This is a genomic window from Mycolicibacterium grossiae, from assembly GCF_008329645.1.
Taxonomy (GTDB): Bacteria; Actinomycetota; Actinomycetes; order Mycobacteriales; family Mycobacteriaceae; genus Mycobacterium; species Mycobacterium grossiae.
Genome location: NZ_CP043474.1, coordinates 4,669,325 through 4,686,958, shown reverse-complemented (window position 1 = coordinate 4,686,958; position 17,634 = coordinate 4,669,325). Strand labels below are relative to the sequence as shown.

At 67.6% G+C, this 17,634-nt stretch carries 17 protein-coding genes; 9 read left to right on the top strand and 8 right to left on the bottom strand.

Features of this window, described 5'->3' with window-relative positions:
- The first annotated feature begins 508 nt into the window (after nucleotides 1-508).
- The 4 genes from FZ046_RS22510 to FZ046_RS27530 all read left to right on the top strand — a co-directional run bounded on the left by FZ046_RS22510 (nucleotide 509) and on the right by FZ046_RS27530 (nucleotide 6,488).
- A complete protein-coding gene (locus FZ046_RS22510; RefSeq protein WP_125939744.1) occupies nucleotides 509-1,264 on the top strand; it encodes a hypothetical protein in 756 nt (251 codons plus the stop codon).
- A gap of 223 nt (nucleotides 1,265-1,487) precedes the next feature.
- Nucleotides 1,488-5,474 carry a transglycosylase family protein gene (locus tag FZ046_RS28195; RefSeq protein ID WP_070354313.1) on the top strand — a complete coding sequence of 1,329 codons (3,987 nt, stop codon included), beginning with the start codon at nucleotides 1,488-1,490 and terminating at the stop codon, nucleotides 5,472-5,474.
- 420 nt (nucleotides 5,475-5,894) lie between these two features.
- Nucleotides 5,895-6,218 carry a hypothetical protein gene (locus FZ046_RS22495; RefSeq protein ID WP_070354314.1) on the top strand — a complete coding sequence of 108 codons (324 nt, stop codon included), beginning with the start codon at nucleotides 5,895-5,897 and terminating at the stop codon, nucleotides 6,216-6,218.
- A 93-nt stretch (nucleotides 6,219-6,311) separates the two neighbouring features.
- Nucleotides 6,312-6,488, top strand: coding sequence for a hypothetical protein (locus FZ046_RS27530; protein ID WP_170292465.1), 177 nt, complete (start codon nucleotides 6,312-6,314; stop codon nucleotides 6,486-6,488).
- A 12-nt stretch (nucleotides 6,489-6,500) separates the two neighbouring features.
- Here the strand turns inward: FZ046_RS27530 and FZ046_RS22490 are convergent, their stop codons facing one another.
- Nucleotides 6,501-6,722, bottom strand: coding sequence for a hypothetical protein (locus FZ046_RS22490; protein ID WP_125939746.1), 222 nt, complete (start codon nucleotides 6,720-6,722; stop codon nucleotides 6,501-6,503).
- 100 nt (nucleotides 6,723-6,822) lie between these two features.
- Between FZ046_RS22490 and FZ046_RS22485 the strand changes: the two genes are divergently transcribed.
- Nucleotides 6,823-7,278, top strand: coding sequence for a hypothetical protein (locus FZ046_RS22485; protein ID WP_070354316.1), 456 nt, complete (start codon nucleotides 6,823-6,825; stop codon nucleotides 7,276-7,278).
- A gap of 32 nt (nucleotides 7,279-7,310) precedes the next feature.
- Nucleotides 7,311-7,532 carry a hypothetical protein gene (locus FZ046_RS22480; protein ID WP_125939747.1) on the top strand — a complete coding sequence of 74 codons (222 nt, stop codon included), beginning with the start codon at nucleotides 7,311-7,313 and terminating at the stop codon, nucleotides 7,530-7,532.
- 197 nt (nucleotides 7,533-7,729) lie between these two features.
- On the opposite strand, the gene FZ046_RS22475 is transcribed toward FZ046_RS22480, so the two are convergent.
- The 6 genes from FZ046_RS22475 to FZ046_RS22450 all read right to left on the bottom strand — a co-directional run bounded on the left by FZ046_RS22475 (nucleotide 7,730) and on the right by FZ046_RS22450 (nucleotide 12,642).
- Nucleotides 7,730-8,251: a hypothetical protein gene (locus FZ046_RS22475; RefSeq protein WP_149484322.1), complete on the bottom strand. Its 522-nt coding sequence runs from the start codon at nucleotides 8,249-8,251 to the stop codon at nucleotides 7,730-7,732.
- 56 nt (nucleotides 8,252-8,307) lie between these two features.
- Nucleotides 8,308-8,679, bottom strand: coding sequence for a hypothetical protein (locus FZ046_RS22470; protein ID WP_070354318.1), 372 nt, complete (start codon nucleotides 8,677-8,679; stop codon nucleotides 8,308-8,310).
- Entirely contained in the window at nucleotides 8,676-9,035 is a 360-nt protein-coding gene (locus tag FZ046_RS22465) for a hypothetical protein (protein WP_070354319.1), read from the bottom strand. The genes FZ046_RS22470 and FZ046_RS22465 overlap by 4 nt, the downstream gene beginning before the upstream one ends.
- Nucleotides 9,032-9,301 (bottom strand): hypothetical protein, encoded by a 270-nt coding sequence (locus FZ046_RS22460; protein WP_070354320.1) that lies wholly within the window; start codon nucleotides 9,299-9,301, stop codon nucleotides 9,032-9,034. Before FZ046_RS22460 ends, FZ046_RS22465 begins: the two co-directional genes overlap by 4 nt.
- Before the next feature lie 175 nt (nucleotides 9,302-9,476).
- A complete protein-coding gene (locus FZ046_RS22455; protein WP_070356446.1) occupies nucleotides 9,477-10,712 on the bottom strand; it encodes an IS256 family transposase in 1,236 nt (411 codons plus the stop codon).
- 439 nt (nucleotides 10,713-11,151) lie between these two features.
- Nucleotides 11,152-12,642 (bottom strand): CYTH and CHAD domain-containing protein, encoded by a 1,491-nt coding sequence (locus tag FZ046_RS22450; RefSeq protein WP_070355687.1) that lies wholly within the window; start codon nucleotides 12,640-12,642, stop codon nucleotides 11,152-11,154.
- A gap of 163 nt (nucleotides 12,643-12,805) precedes the next feature.
- Here FZ046_RS22450 and FZ046_RS22445 point away from each other — a divergent pair, with 163 nt between their 5' ends.
- Nucleotides 12,806-13,585, top strand: coding sequence for an enoyl-CoA hydratase/isomerase family protein (locus FZ046_RS22445; protein ID WP_070355684.1), 780 nt, complete (start codon nucleotides 12,806-12,808; stop codon nucleotides 13,583-13,585).
- 21 nt (nucleotides 13,586-13,606) lie between these two features.
- On the opposite strand, the gene panB is transcribed toward FZ046_RS22445, so the two are convergent.
- A complete protein-coding gene (gene panB, locus FZ046_RS22440; protein WP_070355683.1) occupies nucleotides 13,607-14,455 on the bottom strand; it encodes a 3-methyl-2-oxobutanoate hydroxymethyltransferase in 849 nt (282 codons plus the stop codon).
- 155 nt (nucleotides 14,456-14,610) lie between these two features.
- On the opposite strand from panB, the gene FZ046_RS22435 reads away from it, so the two are divergent.
- Together FZ046_RS22435 and FZ046_RS22430 are read left to right on the top strand one after the other, a co-directional pair.
- Nucleotides 14,611-16,011 carry a WS/DGAT/MGAT family O-acyltransferase gene (locus FZ046_RS22435; RefSeq protein WP_149484321.1) on the top strand — a complete coding sequence of 467 codons (1,401 nt, stop codon included), beginning with the start codon at nucleotides 14,611-14,613 and terminating at the stop codon, nucleotides 16,009-16,011.
- 69 nt (nucleotides 16,012-16,080) lie between these two features.
- Entirely contained in the window at nucleotides 16,081-17,592 is a 1,512-nt protein-coding gene (locus FZ046_RS22430; protein WP_281288479.1) for an alpha/beta hydrolase, read from the top strand.
- Nucleotides 17,593-17,634: the final 42 nt, after the last annotated feature.

Here is a 17,634-nt window from a genome sequence, read left to right as displayed (position 1 = left end):
GCTGCACTTGTGCTTGGCCTGCCCATCGCTCGAGGCGTGCGGTGAGTGGTTCGTCAGCCTCCGACCGTCGCAGCGGCCCAAGGGCGTCATCGCCGGCCGATTGAACGTGCCCTCCGCAGGCGGCCGACCCAAGGCGGTGGACGTCGCCTAGTGACCGGACCCCGCATCCCCCAAGACATGGTGCCCGTCCTCCTCTGGGCCGTCAGCAGCCTCATGGCCGACCGACACGGCGCCGTACCCGCCGAAGTCCGGTACGCACACCGCTGGCTCTACACCATGTCCGATCCAATGTCCGCTACTCGCAACACCTCCGACAATGCAGCAGAGTCGACAGTGAGCGAGGACCTGGTCCGAACATCCGAAGCGGCCGTGCTCATCGGATGCTCGGAACGGCACGTAAGACGCATCGCGCGTGAGCTTTACGGCACTCATCGCAGCGGTGGTCGAGCGTACTGGTTCCCTCGGGACCGGGTTCTCGCCCACGCCCAGCAGCGACGAGAGGACCACCGTGAGCAACTGGCTAAACGAAGCCATCCGGGCAACGAGTAACGACGTCGGCGCCGCAGCCACCAGCACCTCGCACCGGCAGCAGATCATCGACCTCAAGGCCGCCTACACCAAGGCGTGCGACGACGTCCGCGGCGACATCAGCCTCAGTGAACTCGGCAAGCAACAGCTCATCGCTCGGGCCTGGGTCAACACCAAGACCGAGATCGCCCGCCTCCAGCAGGCCGACTTCGACACCCTCGTCACCCGCTACAACAAACTCGAGCGACAGGTGTTCGGCACCGCAGCCGACTCCGCCGGCGCCGACGCCGTGTCCTTCCGCGACGCCGTCGACCGCGCCTCCAAGCTCGACAACGACGAGGCCGCCGCCAAACTCCTCGGCACCGCCGAACTCTCCGGCGACACCATCCTCGCCAAGGCCGTCGTCATGCGCGCCTGGGAAGCACGCTGGAACGACGTCGTCGACCACTACGCCGTCAACCACGCCACCGTCGCCGACACCCTCGCCGAACTCGTATCCCTCCGCAACACCCTCGACAGCCGCGTCTCCAAACTCGGCGGTGCCCTCGGTGCCAACCTCCCGCGCCCCACCGAACTGCAGAACCTCAGCCTCGCCGAGGTCCAGTCCTACGCCGACGCCGAGCCGTCCCTCAGCGCATCCCACGTCCTGAACAACCGCTTCACCAACGGCATCACACCCACCCAGGAACGCCAGGCCCGCGAGCAGGCGATCGCCGAGGCGCGGAACGGACGCTGAGGGTGGGGACCGATCCCGTGACGCCGGCCTCAGCCCCACCTGCCCCTAGGCAAATTGCTGCCGCCGCGAGTTACGCGGTTTCCCCCAAGCGCACACCCTGGGGGATGTCCCCGACGAGCGGCCTGACCTCCCACCTGCCCCTAGGTCCCTCGCAGTCCAGACCCCTGAGTTTTCTTGAGGAGGCATTCGCGCCGCCTCACGCGAGTGCGGAGGTGGACCGGTAATGGCCGTCTTTATCCAGGTCAAGTCGCGTTTCGACGATGCCTCCGGCCGGAAGGCTGCGGAGGACGCGAAGCGGTACTTCGACAATGCCGGGACGAACGCCGGCCAGACGTACTCGTCGAGTTTCGCCCGGGCGATGGAGCGCGATGGGCGCATCCAGGCGGCTGCGGACAAGGTGGCGGACAACCTCGGCAAGATCGAGGCCGCCGAGAAGAAACGAGCCGCCCAAATGGAGCGGTCGAAGGCCATCACCGCCGCGGTCACCGCCGAGGAGTCGAAGCTGGCTGCCGCCCGGAACGCGAACAACGCCGACGCCATCGCGGCGTCGGAGGAGAAGCTCGTCGTCCTCCGGCAGAAGCAACTCGACGTCGACGCTAAGTTGGTGTCGTCGGCTGCTGCGGTGTCGCGTGCGGAGCGGGATAAGGCGCGTGCCGTCCGCGAAGCGGGGGAGGCGTACAAGTCGGCCGGTGGTGGTCTGTCGGACCTGCAGGCATCGTTTACGAAGGCGCAGGCGAGTTTCGGCACCGGCCTCAAGCTCAACCTCGGCTTGGCGGGCATCGGCCTGTTGCCAGCAGCGGCTACGGCAATCACCGACGTCGCGGGAGCCGTGCAGCAGCTCGCCGGGGCGGGCTTGGCGCTGCCGGGCATCTTCGCCGGCATCGCCTCCTCGGTGGGGGTTGGCGCGCTGGGCATGCACGGGATGTCTGACGCGCTCGAGGCGGTCAACAAGGCTGCTGACGGCACGGAAGCGTCAGTGACTGCGGCGAACAAGGCGCTCGCCGACCTCGCCCCCGCCCAGGCCGACACTGTCAAGACGGTCGCGGGACTCAAAGGCACCTTCACGGAACTACGGAACATCGCCGGCAACAACATGTTCGCCGGCGTCTCGGACGGCCTGAAGGGGCTCGTCGCCGCCGACCTCCCGGCCGTCACTCGCGGCGTGGACGGCATCTCGAAGGGGATCAATCAGAACCTCCTGCAGGCGATGAACTCCCTTGGCTCCTCGTCCTCGCAAGGGTTCTTGGACAGGATCTTCGGCAACACCGCCACGGCGCAGGCCCAGTTGACCGCAGCGATCGACCCGGCCATTCACGCCATCGGCACCCTGACCACCGCAGGCACCGACAGTCTGCCTCGGCTGGCATCGGCCGTCGGTGACGTCGCCGATCGGTTCGACCGCTTTATCACCGCAGCCGATGGCGATGGCCGCTTGGACCGCTGGATCGATGATGGCCTGACAGGCTTTACGCAGCTGGGGAACACGGTCCTGAACATCGGTCAGAGCGTCACCGCGCTCACGCAGGCCGCTGGAGGCGGGGCGGGTCTGCTCGGCACTCTCGAGTCCGCCACCGCGAAGATGTCGTTGTTCCTCAACTCGACCGACGGTCAGACGAAGCTACAGAACTACTTTGCCGAGGGCCGAGACATGCTCGGTCAGCTCAAGGACATCGCGACTACCGCGGGTCCGGTCGTCGCGGGTGTGTTCCGTGCTGGCGTCTCCGCAGCCAATGCGTGGCTGCCGATCGTCCGGCAGGGCCTCGACATCCTCAACCGCATCCCCGGTGGCGCGGAGGCGGCCGTGACGGCATTCATCGCCTGGAAGACGATGCAAGGGCCTCTGCAGCTACTGAAGATGCTCGGCGACGTCAACAACGCCCTCGGCGTAGGACTACCGAACGCCGCCACGCGCGGAGCCAACGGCATCTCGTCCGCGCTGTCGAAGGTCGCCGTCCCCGCGTGGTTGACGTTCTTGATGTACGACGCCGGGAAGTCGGTGTACGACAACGCGACGAAGGACTTCGCTCAGTTCCCGGGTCAGCAGACCGCGACCGATCCGCAGGGCAAGCTCGGCGAACTGACCCGCAACAACACCGGCACCATCGTCATGGGCGTCCCGTCCTCGGCGGGTGCGTTCTCCTCGAACAAGCTTCCCGTCGCCGCACCGGATCAGTACGGCGGCCCCAACGCCCAGCGCGACCGATATGGCTTCCGGCTTCCTACTGCCCCCGCAGGTGGCCTTCCCGGCGCCCAGGCCGATCGCCGCGGCGGCGCAACGTACTCCGCGCTCAACCCCACCGCTCCGGGGGTTACGCCCTACGTGCCGCCGACGGTCACCGACGGTGGATCGGGTGGCGGGTCCGGCTCTACTGCAACGCCGTTCGTCGATCCGTCGAAGTACCTCATGGGTGACCCGCTCGCCGGTCTGCCGGCGGCTGCCGCCGGTGTCGACCAACAGGCCCTGTACGACGCCGACTCGAAGCTGCTCACCGCCACCCACAATCTCGAGCAGAAGCGCCTGGCGAACCAAGTCCTCGAGGCCAAGGGCAACGCCACCCAGCAGGAACTCCTCACCGCCCGCAACGACCTCCAAGAGGCCGAACGCGCCCAGTGGGCCGCCCAGCAGGACGCCATCCTGGCGCGCACCGGCCAGATGCAGCAGGCAACGAGCAAGATGAGCGACGCTGTCGGCGGCCTCGATGCCATTTTCGCCCCGCTCGACCAGGACTTCGGCATCAGCAAGGGCATCCCCGGTCTTGTCGAGAACCTGGTGAAGACGTTCGGCAACCTGGCCCTCGGCTCCGCCATCGCATCCAACCCGAGCCTGCAAGCCGCCGCGCTTGGGCTGCTGTCGAACGGCGCATCAACGATGGGTCCGTCGCCTCTCGGCGGCGGCGTCGGCATGCCGGCCTACTCAGCCGCTGCCATGCCCGGCGAATCGGGCAGGGACTTCGCCCACCGCGCCATGATGCCGTATTGGCAAAGCCAGGGTTTCACCGTTGGTGATCATGCCGCAGACAAGTACGGCGAGCACCAAAACGGTGCTATAGACATCATGGTCGGCAGCATTGCTGAGGGCAATCGCGTGCTTTCGCAGGTTCTTTCGGATCCGAACGTGTACGGCGCGATCTTCAACCGCACGTCGTATGGCTACGGTCACGGTACTACCGGCACTCCCATGCCCGACCGTGGCAGCCCCACCCAGAACCACGAAGACCACGTGCACGCGTTCTACAAGCCCGGCAACCCGGGGAACATCACCCCACTGCCGGGCGGGTTCGGTGCAGCGGGATACACCACCTCGAGCGGCACCGTGCCGGTCACCGTCGTCTCCGCACCTGGGATGGCCGGAATGGGTTTGTCGTCGCAGCAGTGGAACGCCATCGCCGGTGCCGAAGCCTCGGGTAATTGGGCGGCGAACACCGGCAACGGCTACTCCGGTGGCCTGCAGTTCTCCCCGAGTACTTGGAACTCCTATGGCGGCAGCCAGTACGCGCCGGAGGCGTGGATGGCGTCCCCGCAGCAGCAGATGGCCGTTGGGAACAATGTCCTCGCCGGACAGGGCCCGGGCGCGTGGCCGGCGACGTCCGCGGCACACCCGGACTGGTTCCAGCCCGGCGCTGCCGGCGCCCTGCCGACACTGCCCGCCGGATTCGGCGGACAGGGGTACCCCGGTCCATTGACCGCCGGTCCTGGCATCGGGGCCGCCGCTGGCGGCCCTGCAGGGTTCGATACGGGTCTGGCACCCGTGGCGACACCCGGCGGCGCTGGCCCCGGTCTCGGTGGCGCTCCGATGGCTGCGGCGATGGCCGCCGCGAATGCGTTCGCCCCGGGTTCTGGTGCCGCCCTGCAGCTGGCCAATAGGGCGATTCAGTTTGGCGGTCAGGCCGCGGCGATCGGGGTGCAGGGTCTGATGGAGACGTTCCTGCCATCCGGCTCACCGCTCGGCGCGGCCGGAAACTCCTGGTTCGGCAAGCTCGCCGGCGGCCTCGCAGGCGCACGCCCCGCCAAGAACAACACGGCTGGCGGAGGCGGACTCGGACAGGCTCAAGGCGCCCCGCAGATGCCCGGTAGCGCCGGTGCGCAGAACACCCGCAACACCACGGTCAACAACACCGTCAACCTGACGAACAACAAGGCCGACGAGGATCAGAACGGCAAGACGATCGAGAAGCACCTCAGCTACATGTACCAAGGCCCCGGCCGGTGAGACCCGGCGACGAACCGGCAGCGATTCGATCGGCGAAAATGGACCGGAACGAACTTTGCGGACCGTTCAAGATCGAGTAAGGAAGAAAACACGCTGAACTGCCGTTTTCGAATCGGGGACGATTTTGCTCTCGGTTTCGTTTACAGTTCGAAACGTGGCGGGGGTTCCAAAGCGGCTGCGTCCGCTCTGGGAAGCGGCGAAGGAGGCTGGTTGGACCTATGACGAGACATCTGACGGTCATCCTCGGTTCACACCTCCCGAAGGACTCGAAGATCCGTATCGGAACCGACCCGCGGCGCCTGTGACGTTCGGCAAGACGCCATCGGACCACAGGGGAGATAAGAACGCTACGGCGGTTCTGCGGCGCCTCGGGGTTGAGGTTCCGCACAAGGGACATACTCCACGGAAGGAGGAGCGGTCATGACGTTGTTCACGGTGGAAGCGATCACGAAGCCGGTATACGACGAATCGGGTTGGCTGCCCCTGCGACGGATCACTGATCTGGTACCGGGGACCATCCTGCTCGAAGACGGCGATGAGCCCATGCTCGTCATTCCTGTCGTCGCGTCCTCACCGACGCGAGCGGCACTATTCGTCGAGGGCATCTTGAAGCTTGTGGAAGTCGAGTTCGTCTCGGGCGCCATTCGGCTTGCCGACGATGAGGAGGACGACGAGCCGCCTGTCCTCAGCCCTGAAGCTGAGCGCGAGCACACTTGGGCGGAGTCAGTCTCGCTCACCCCATAGGCACGGAGATCTCTGCACGGGCGGTGCACTTCCATGTAAGGGAGGGCGCCGCCCGTCCTTATTCTGTCAGCGTCTTCAGTCAGACTGGTTCACATGAGCGAACCCGTGATCAATGAGGACGAGCCCTTGCTTGCACCCGACTTCGTCCTGATCATTCCAGGAGACTTCGAACCCGTTCGACGTGCGGACGGGAGCGTGGGCAAGCGGTACCTCAAGCCCGGCCAGTACATGCCCGGGCAGGTCATCCCTGAACGGCAGACTGACGCTTGATCTGACCAGGTTCTAAAGCTTCTCGACGTACACGCGCTCGACGGGCATCCCCGGAGGTCGGCGCTTCAGTAGCCCGTCGATGTGCCTACGGGCCGCTTTCTCGGAGCAGTGCGGTTGCCGCAGGTGGTTGTCCTCGCGGCGGCCGGCGACCGTCCAGGACACCACCCACTGCTCGACACCGGGCAAGGCGGTGAAGTCCGTCTCGGACGGCTCGATGGTGCGGGTTAGCGTCACTCGAGTTATGGCACCGCTGATCATGCGACCAAGGTAGGCAGCACGGCCGACGCCTCGATTGCGCCCCGTGTTGTCCGGGCTCCCGGATAAGCTCCGCGCCATGGGGGAGACCACAGACAACGCCTATCCATCGCCGGTCGGACACGACGCCGACTATGTGAACTACACCTACGCGCCGCCGGCGCCAAAGCCGCCGCAGTACGCGACCCGCCGCTTCGTGCTCATCGTGGCCGCCGTCGCTACCGCGGTCCTCATCGGCGCCGGCTTCGGCATCTCGTACTGGCAATCGACCCGGCCTTACTCGACCGGCCTTGCCAGCAGGGTGAAGGACTCGATGAACGAATCGTTCCGGGCCGACGAACGCTTCAGCGACATTGGCCTGCAGACCCGATACATCCACATCATGCACATGACCGGAAACATGTTCGAGGGACAGGCTGAGGTAGTCCGCAGCAATGGACGGAGCGACTCGGTAACAGTGCACATCGGGTACGACGGCGACCTCATGTTCTGGCGCGTCGATCCCGGCTCGTTCGTCAGCATCCTGTCCGACTAACGGCACGCACCGCGACGAAGGAGGCCAAACCCATGAGCGGATTCAGGTTTAACAACGACGGACTGAAGCGGCTGCAAGAGAACCTCGAAGGTCAATTCTCGGGTGGACTGCAGGTACCCCTCGGCGGGTCCGAGGAAGAAGCGGTGGCGAGTGTCCGGCAGCAGCTTGTCGAATTGGGCGTGACCCCGAACGATGAAGAGGTCGTCCGAGTCGTGCGGGACGTTCGGGCGCAACAGGGCGCTGCGTCGGATTGAGTGGATACACCTCCGCCCGTAAAGCAAGTGCCACTTGCTCTACTTGGACGGACGGCCCTGGCGGGTAGCCCGCTGAGCGGTGACGTGGTGGGGGTCTGACCCACATGGTGGCAGCGGGCACCGACAAGACCTTTCTGCTGGCGCCAACGAAAAGGTCCGGTAAACGAGAAGTCTCGTTTACCGGACCTTTTCGCTATCTAGGACGCCGCGGGTTCCACCACCAGCAGCGCCGCCAGCTCGGCCGCCTGCTCGGCGGTGAGGCAGACGAACGATTCCTCTCGCCCGTCGACGTGGATGGCGAGGAAACGTTGCCCGTCGTAGTCCGGCATGTCGGGCTCGAACGGCCGGCACTCGACCTCGATGCGGCCCTCGGTGTCATCGGCGACCAGCATGCGGTTTGAGCGGGAGTCGCACTCCTTCTCAACGCCGGCCATGGTGTCGACGTCGCTCGCGGCCCGCAGCAGCGCCACCGCCAACTCCCGGGCCTCCTGCCGGGTCAAGTCGAAGCACTGCACCTGCTGCCCGTGCTGGTCGATGCGGTCGACGTACACCTCACTCGACGACTCGACGTGAACTCTGGTGCCACCAGAGTTCCTGTCGACGATCTCCTGCATCGCCCACCCGCCGACGACCGCCGCCCCGACCTGGTGACGCCGCCCGTACAGCAGACGGTGCGGACCCTCCTCGTCGTCCCACCCCGACCACCCGTCAGTCGACAACGCACCAGGCGGCAACGGGTCCGCTACTCCCGAACTCGGGATTACGGTCGGTTCGGTCACTGGACCGCCCCCATCCGCATGGCAACCGCGAGCACCTTGTCACGGTCCAAGCCGGTACCGACGAGCCCCTGATCAATCAGCCGGCCAAGCAGATCATGCAAAACGATCGCCTCGTCCAACCGCATGTCCATCGACGCCTCGACCTTCGTCGTCGACGCCAAGAGGTAGACGTGCGGCGCGACCTCCAACCCCTCCTCCAACCACAGCCCAACCCCCACGAACGGCAGGCGGTCGTCGTCGAACCGGTACTGCATGTCGTGGGTGGCGCTGACCTTAACCGTCTCGGAGAAGTGCTCGGTCAACGCCTCGGGGTGCCCGTCCAGGGTGCTGTTGCACCAGTCAAAACGGCATTCGTGCTTCTCGGTCATCGAGCACCGCCTAGCTCCGCCAGGACGGCTTCCAACTCTGCGCGCAACTGGTGCACTTCAGCCACGGTCAGATGCAACTCGTCGTCCAGGTACCGGTAATCGTTGTCGCTCGGCCGGTACAGGTGCAGCTTCACCCGCTCAACCCGGCCAATTTCGGGCCGGTAGGCATAGACGCCGATCTTCGGGCAGTCGCCGCGGAACGCCTCCACCACCGTGGCGTCGTGCGGGTAACCGTCCTCGAGCGTCAACGCCACCTGATGGACGTCGCTGCCCCAACACGCAGGATCGCCGCCATGGTCAGGTCGGTCGACCGTGCACCATTCCGTGCAGACGTGGCGGCTCATGTCGATGCTCATCGCTGCCACCCCTCCAGCAGCTCGACGGTCGTGAGGATCTGGCAGGCGAGCTGCCGCGCCTCGTCGAGGGTCAAGCCCTCCTCGGGGCACGCGTTCTGCGGGTACACCCGCGGCGGATCCTCTGCGCCCATCAGCGTCCCGTCGGGCCGCTGGACCGCAGAGCCGTAGATGGTGGCGTTCCCGGTCGCCAGCTCCGGTGTGTAGACGATGCGGTACTCGTCGTCGGAGTCCCACCAATTGGTGGCGTCGTCAGCGCCGGCAGGCAAGGGAACATTCTGAACGGCTTGTTCGACTTTTGTTGCGTGGATTGTGCCGTTTTCAGGCATGGGTTAATCTCCAAGTGTCGTGATGTTGATCCGCCCCTAGTCCGGGCGGTGAAGGACGGTCAAGTCCAGGGACGTGGTGTACGACGTCGTCGTGTGATTCTTCGAGGTAGTTGGGTCAGGCGGTCAGTGCCGCTGGGGTGGCCTCCTGTTCTGTCGGTGTGTCGTTGACGGTGCGTGATTTGCTGAGGACGTCGAGGCCGAGGTAGCGCCGCGATTCTGCCCATTCGTCGTGTTGTTCGGCCAGGACGGCGCCGACGAGGCGGATCAGAGCGTTTCGGTCGGGGAAGATGCCGACGACGTCGGTGCGTCGGCGGATCTCCTTGTTGAGGCGTTCCTGGGGGTTGTTGCTCCAGATCTGGCGCCAGATCTGCTTGGGAAACGCAGTGAACGCCAGCAGGTCCGCCCGGGCTTCTTCCAGGTGGTCGGCGACCTTGGGGAGCTTGTCCGCGAGGGCCTCGATGATCCGATCATATTGCGCAGCAACCGATTCAGCGTCTGGTTGATCGAACACCGAATGCAACAATGTCCGGACCCACGGCCACGACGACTTGGGAGTGACGGCCATCAGGTTGGTCGTGTAATGCGTTCTGCACCGCTGCCAGGCCGCCCCGGGCAGCGTCGCCCCAATGGCCGCTACCAGCCCGGCATGGGCGTCGCTGGTGACCAATTTGACCCCGGACAGGCCGCGGGCGGTCAGCGACCGCCAGAACGTCAACCAGCCCGCTCCGTCCTCGGCGGTACTGACGTCAATACCCAGGATTTCGCGATGGCCCTCGGCGTTGACCCCGACCGCGATCAGGGCGTGCACGTTGACCACCCGCCCGCCCTCGCGGACCTTGAGCACCAGGGCGTCGGCGGCCACGAACGTGTACGGGCCGGCGTCCAAGGGCCGGGTGCGGAAGGCTTCGACGGCGGCGTCGAGTTCCTTAGCCATCACGCTGACCTGGGACTTCGACAGCGACGTGATCCCCAGGGTCTCCACCAGCTTGTCCATCCGCCGCGTCGAGACCCCCAGCAGGTAGCAGGTCGCGACTACCGTGGTCAGAGCCCGTTCGGCGCGTTTGCGGCGTTCCAGCAGCCAGTCCGGGAAGTAGGAGCCGTGGCGCAGCTTCGGGATCGCGAGATCCAATGAGCCTGCGCGGGTGTCGAATTGGCGGTGCCGGTAGCCGTTGCGGGAGTTGGTGCGCTCGGTGCTGCGTTCGCCGTATCCGGCGCCGCACAGGGCGTCGGCCTCAGCGCCCATCAGGGTGTGGATGAATGTGGCGAGCAGCTCGCGCAGCACGTCGGGATGGGCGGTGGTGAGTCGTTCGGCCAGCACGGTGGGCAGGTCGATATTGTGGGCAGTGGTCATCGCGTCGGTTCCTTTGCTCGAGAAACTTTGGTCGGTCTCTCGAAGAATCACGCGATGACCTTCAATCATTCGGCTACGACACGCCGGTACCGCTGATCAGGTCCGACTCGTACACCACCTTGGTGGACGCAACCTGAAGGACTTTCGAGGGCGGTTCCCTTGCCGGGGAGCCGCCTTCAGTCATTTCTGCGAAAGTTCAATCTCGGAACGCGTTCGAGTAGCGAGACGCCGAAAGGCCGCTACCGGGCGGCCCTCGAATCCGGGGTGCGGTTTCCGTCCGCAGTCCGTCCGCAGTCCGTCTAGCGACGGGGGTGCAACGCCAACGTTGCCAACGCCCTGACCTGGACCCGACAGATCGAACCAACGTCCATCGACAACACAAACGCCCAGCGGGCAGACTCCGGCTTACAGGCCAACTCGTCCGCCCACGCCGGGCCGGTCAGCCCGACTTCTCGACCGCCTTCGCGAGTTGCTTGAGCACGCCGTCGAGCTGCTCCTCGGCGGCGCGGGCGACGGCGTCCTCGTGGGCGAACAGCAGGCCGTAGGTGAAGGTGTCCTCGCCCGCGACGTGCGCCGCGGTGGCCTCACTGGACAGGTGCCTGCGGCTCACCACGCTGTCCTGGTGGTCGCCGAGCAGCGACTGGATGGCCTTCGACCGGTCGGCCACCTCGGCGGCGCCGGTCGCCGCCGCGGTGTACCGAAGACGCTTCGCGCCCTTGCGGATCCGGTGCAGTGCCTCGTCCTTCTCCTCGGCGGACAGCTCGGTCGACGCCTGGGCCTCGCGCGCCGCCTTCGTGTACTTGCGCACCTTGCGGTACGCCGACGCGACGGTGGCCTGCTTCGGCTCCTCGCCGCCGGCGGTGGTCGCCGGCTCGGCCGTGGCCAGCTCGTCGAGGGCATCGAGCAGCCGGAAATACCGCTCGGAGCGCATGGCCGCGAGCGACCGCTTGTGGCCGGCGGCGTAGCGGCGCTTGGCACCGTCGATCAGGCGCTGGCGCACCGGACCGCGCACCAGCTCCGGCGGCAGCTCGTCGAGCGCCTTCTCGTACTTCTCGGCGAGCACCTCGGCGTCGCGGGCCACGCCGAGCACGCCGGCCAGCAGCTTCAGTTCCTCGAGCACCCACGCGTCACCGGAGAGCCCGAAGGACTCCTCGGATCCCTTCACGAGACTGCGGATCTTGCGGGTGATCACCCGCATCTGGTGCACCGCGTCCCAGGCGTCCGCGCGGACCGCGCGGTCCCACTCGAGCAGCTCGGCGAACTGCTCGGCCACCGCGCGGTGCACCGGGTCCTCGGGCAGCGGTGGGCGTCGAGGCGCCGTGGCCGAGAGCACCTTGGCGAGTTTCGAGCCGTGTCCGGCGGGTTCGGCGCCCGCATCGAACAGGCGGTTCGCCAGCCGTTCGAGCAGGGCGGGATCCGCCCCCTCGGCGAGTTCGAGTTCCCACTCGCGCCAGAACTGCTCTTCGCCGCCGACGGCCGATGCGGTGACGTGGTCGTCGCAGAACTCGGCGAGTGGTGTGCCGTCCTGGGCGAACAGGAGGTCGACGTTGCGCGTGGTGCTGATCCGGGCGACCGGTGCGAGATCGCGGTCGCGGACCAGCGCCAGCACGACGTCGCGCAACTCGTCGGGAACCGCGTCACCCTCCGACAGGGGAAGGCGCACCTCGGTTCTCGCGTCCGCGCCGGCAGGCAGCTTGAGGTGCCAGCCGGCGTCGGTGCCGCCGGTGCGGCGACGCAGCGTGACGCGGTGGGCCGCCAGGTCCTGGCCGGGGGTGTCGTAGTAGACCGCGTCGAGGTGCGCGGGCTCCAACCGGTCCACCCGGCCCACCGCCGACAGGCCCTGGAACGACGGGGACACGGTGTCCTCGGACACGGCGAACTTCCGCTCGATCTCCGTGTGTCGGGACGCCTTGCGCTTGTCGGATGCCATCTTCACCTTCGGTCGGCGGGGGTTGCTGGGTCCAGAGTGTGAACAGGGTGCCACACCGAGGTGAACGAATCGCCCCACCGCGTCCGCCGGCCACCCGGCCGTCTGCCCGGATGCGTTACAGATCGCCCGCCGGCCGTAAGAACCGGTGCGCTAACGTTCCGACATGGCCGAATTCGAGACGCTGCAGTTCTCCCAGTCCGGACCCGTCGCCGAGATCGTGCTGAACCGGCCCGACGCGGCCAACGGCATGAACGACGTGTTGACCCGCGAGCTGGCGTCCGCGGCGGCACTGTGCGACACCCCTGCCACCAAGGTCGTCACGATCACCGGAGCGGGGCGCTTCTTCAGTGCCGGCGGGGACCTGCGGGCCATGGCCGCCGCGCCCGACGCGGGCGTCTTCGTCAAGGGGATCGCCGACGACCTGCACCGTGCGCTGTCCACGTTCGCCCGGATGGACGCCGTCGTCATCACCGTCGTCAACGGCACGGCCGCCGGCGCGGGGTTCAGCCTGGCCGTCACCGGGGACCTGGTCCTGGCAGCCGAGTCGGCGAAGTTCACCATGGCCTACACCAAGGCCGGGCTCAGCCCGGACGGCAGCTCGTCGTACTACCTGCCGCGGCTGATCGGCATCCGCCGCACCCAGCAGTTGATGCTGACCAACCGGACGCTGACGGCCGCCGAGGCCCTCGACTGGGGGATGCTCACCGAGGTGGTGTCCGACGCCGAACTGGCCGACCGCGCACGGGCATTGGCGCAGCAGATGGCGACGACGTCGCGCACGTCCAACGCCGCGGTCAAGCGGCTGCTGCTCGACACGTTCGCCACCGGCATCGAAGAGCAGATGGAACTCGAGGCCCGGGCGATCGCCGAGTGCGCCACCGCCGCCGACGGCCAGGAGGGCATCGCGGCGTTCCTGGACAAGCGCGCACCGACGTTCGGCTGAGCGCCGGGCGTCAACCGCGGCTTAGAAGGAGTGCTCCTCGGCCGGAAATGCCCCGGTCGCCACCTCGCGGGCGTAATCGGCTGCGGCGCGCCGCAGTTCGTCGCCGACGGCGCCGAAGCGCTTGACGAACTTCGCGGTCCGGCCCGCCGTCATCCCGGCCATGTCCTGCCAGACGAGCACCTGCGCGTCGCAGTTCGGACCGGCGCCGATGCCGACGGTGGGGATCGTCAGCTTGCCGGTGATCTGGGTGGCCAGCTCGGCGGGCACCATCTCCAGCACCACGGCGATGGCGCCGGCCTCGGCGACGGCGATGGCGTCGTGGATGGTCTGCTCGCCCGCGTCGCCGCGGCCCTGGACGCGGAAGCCGCCCAGGCCGTTGACGCTCTGCGGGGTGAAGCCGATGTGCGCGACGACCGGGATGCCGGCCTGGGTGAGCGTGGCGATCTGCTCGGCGACGCGCTCGCCGCCCTCGAGCTTGACCGCCGCCGCGCCGGTCTCCTTGAGGAAGCGCGTCGCGGTGGCGAGCGCCTGCTGGGGCCCGGCCTCATAGCTGCCGAAGGGCAGGTCGGCGACCACCAGCGCGTGCGGGGCGCCGCGCACCACGCCGCGCACCAGCGGGATCAGCTCGTCGGCGGTCACCGGCACCGTGGTGTCGTAGCCGTACACCACGTTGGCGGCCGAGTCGCCCACCAGCAGCACCGGGATGCCGGCATCGTCGAAGACGCGTGCGGTGGAGTAGTCGTAGGCCGTCAGCATGGCCCACTTGTGGCCCTCGGCCTTCCACTTGCCCAGGTGGTGCGTGCGGACGCGCACGCGCGGCTTGGTCTCGGCCGAATCGGTGGCAGCACCGTATACCGTCTGCTCAGACATCGTCGTCCCTCGTGTGGTCGTGTCGTCCTCGAGGCCACATCGGGTCCCCGGGTCGTCTGACCACACCAGTGTTGCATCCCACCTGCCCCCAGGTGAACACCGCGTGACGTGCATTTCCTCACATCGCGGCCGCGCACGCGCCTACGATCGCGGACATGCCCGGCTTCCAGCGGCTCAGCGGACTCGACGCCAGAATCCTCTACCTCGAGACGGCCGCCCAGCCGCTCCACGTCTGCTCGGTGCTGGAGGTCGACACGTCCACCATGCCGGGCGGCTACACCTTCGACCGGCTGCGGGACGCGCTGAGCCTGCGGATCAAGGCGATGCCGGAGTTCCGGGAGAAGCTGGTGGACAACCGGCTCAACCTCGACCACCCGGTTCGCGTGGAGGACAAGGACTTCGACGTCGACCGGCACCTGCACCGGATAGGGCTGCCCGCGCCGGGCGGCCGGGTCGAACTCGCCGAGATCTGCGCGCACATCGCGTCCCTGCCGCTGGACCGCAGCAGACCGCTGTGGGAGATGTGGGTGATCGAGAACGTGGCCGGCACCGACGCCCACGACGGCGGCCGGCTGGCCGTGCTGACCAAGGTGCACCACTCGGGCGTGGACGGCGTGACCGGTGCCAACCTGATGTCGCAGCTGTGCACCACCGAACCCGATGCGCCGCCGCCGGACCCGGTACCGGGTGCGGGCTCGGCGACGGACCTGGAGATCGCGCTCGGCGGGGCGATCCGCTTCGCCGCGCGGCCCCTGCGGTTGGTCAACGTGCTGCCCACGACCGTCTCCACCGTGGTCGACACCGTGAAGCGGGCGCGCAGCGGCCTGACGATGGCGCCGCCGTTCGCCGCCCCGAAGACGGCGTTCAACGCCAACATCACCGGCCACCGCAACATCGCGTTCGCCCAGCTGGACCTCGAGGACGTCAAGCGCGTCAAGAACCACTTCGGCGTCAAGGTCAACGACGTGGTGATGGCCCTGGTGTCCGGGGCGCTGCGCCGCTTCCTGCTCGACCGCGGCGAACTGCCCGACAGCTCGCTGGTGGCGATGGTGCCGGTGTCGGTGCACGACCGCTCCGACCGGCCGGGCCGCAACCAGGTGTCCGGGATGTTCGCCCGGCTGGAGACCAACATCGCCGATCCCGTCGAACGGATCAAGGCGATCGCTGATGCGAATTCCGTTGCCAAGCAGCACAGTTCGGCCATCGGCGCCACGCTGCTGCAGGACTGGACGCAATTCGCCGCGCCGGCGGTGTTCGGCGTCGCGATGCGCGTCTATGCGGCGAGCCGGCTGGCCAGCGCCAAGCCCGTGCACAACCTGGTGCTCTCCAACGTGCCCGGACCGCAGATCCCGCTCTACTTCCTCGGCGCGGAGGTGAAGGCCATGTATCCGCTCGGCCCGATCTTCCACGGGTCCGGGCTGAACGTCACGGTGATGTCGCTGCGCGGCACGCTCGACGTCGGCATCATCTCCTGCCCGGAGTTGCTGCCGGACCTGTGGGACATGGCCGACGACTTCCAGGTGGAACTCGACGCGTTGCTGGCTGCCATCTCCTGACGGGGACGCGCACTGCCGCGCGACCGTCCTCATCAGCGGCGATGCCGACGCATGGCAGCATGGTCAGCCATGAAGCTCTCCAGCGGGGTCCTCGCGGCTACCACGGTCATCGCACTGGTGGCCGGCTGCAGCAACGTCGTGGACGGCCGCGCCCTGGTCGGTGCCCCGCCGCCCGGATCGCCGGTCGACTGGTCGGCCTGCGAGGAGGACGCCGGCGGGGACTCGCCCCTGCCCTCGGGTGCGGAGTGCGGCATGCTCTCGGTCCCCGTCGACTACGCCAAGCCCGACGGTGACGTCGCGCAGCTGGCGATGATCAAGTTCCCCGCCACGGGACGGAAGATCGGCTCGCTCGTCGTCAACCCCGGTGGGCCCGGCGAATCCGGTGTCGGCGCGGCGGCCTCCCTGGTGGGCAGCCTGCCGGAGTCGGTGCGCGAGCGCTTCGACCTGGTCGGCTTCGACCCGCGCGGGGTCGGCAGCTCCACGCCCGCGGTGTGGTGCAACTCCGACGAGGACAACGACCGCATCCGCGCCGACCCGCAGGTGGACTACTCACCCGAGGGCGTCGCGCACATCGAGTCCGAGACCAAGGACTTCGTGGCGCGCTGCGTCGACAAGATGGGCGAGGAGTTCCTGGCCAACGTCGGAACCGCGAGCGTGGCAAAGGATCTCGACTCGATCCGGCAGGCCCTGGGCGACGACAAGCTGACCTACCTCGGCTACTCCTACGGCACGCGCATCGGCGCCACCTACGCCGAGCTGTTCCCCGACAAGGTTCGCGCGATGATCCTCGACGGCGCCGTGGACCCCAACGCCGACCCGCTGGAGGCCGACATCCGGCAGGCGGCGGCGTTCCAGACCGCGTTCAACGACTACGCCGCGGACTGCGCGAAGGACCCGAGCTGTCCACTGGGCACCGACCCGGCCAAGGCCGTCGAGGTCTACAAGTCACTCGTCGACCCGCTGGTGTCCAAGCCCGCCAAGACCGACGATCGGCGCGGTCTGAGCTACGGCGACGCCATCATCGGGACCATCCTGCCGCTGTACTCGCCGAACCTGTGGCGTCACCTCACCCAGGCACTCAGCGAGCTGCGCGCCGGCCGCGGCGACACCATGCTGGCGCTCGCCGACCTCTACATGGGCCGCGACCCGCAGGGGCACTACAACAACTCGACCGACGTCCGGGTGGCGGTCAATTGCGTCGACGAGCCGCCGGTCACCGACCGCGCCAAGGTGATCGAGCAGGACCGCCGCGCCCGCGAGGTGGCGCCGTTCATGAGCTACGGCGCCTTCACCGGCAACGCACCGTTGGGCACGTGCGCCTTCTGGCCGGTGCCGCCGACGTCGAAGCCGCACGAGGTCGCCGTGAAGGGACTGCCGCCGACGCTGGTGGTCTCCACCACCAATGACCCGGCCACGCCGTATCAGGCGGGCGTCGACCTGGCCAAGCAGCTGGGCGGCGCGTTGCTCACCTTCGACGGCACCCAGCACACCGTGGTGTTCCAGGGCAACAGCTGCGTCGACGACATCGCCGCCACCTACCTGGTGGACGTCACGGTGCCGCCGCCCGGCGCCCGGTGCTGAGCGGCAGGTCACCGGCCGGTCACCGTCGGGTTGCCGAGTCGT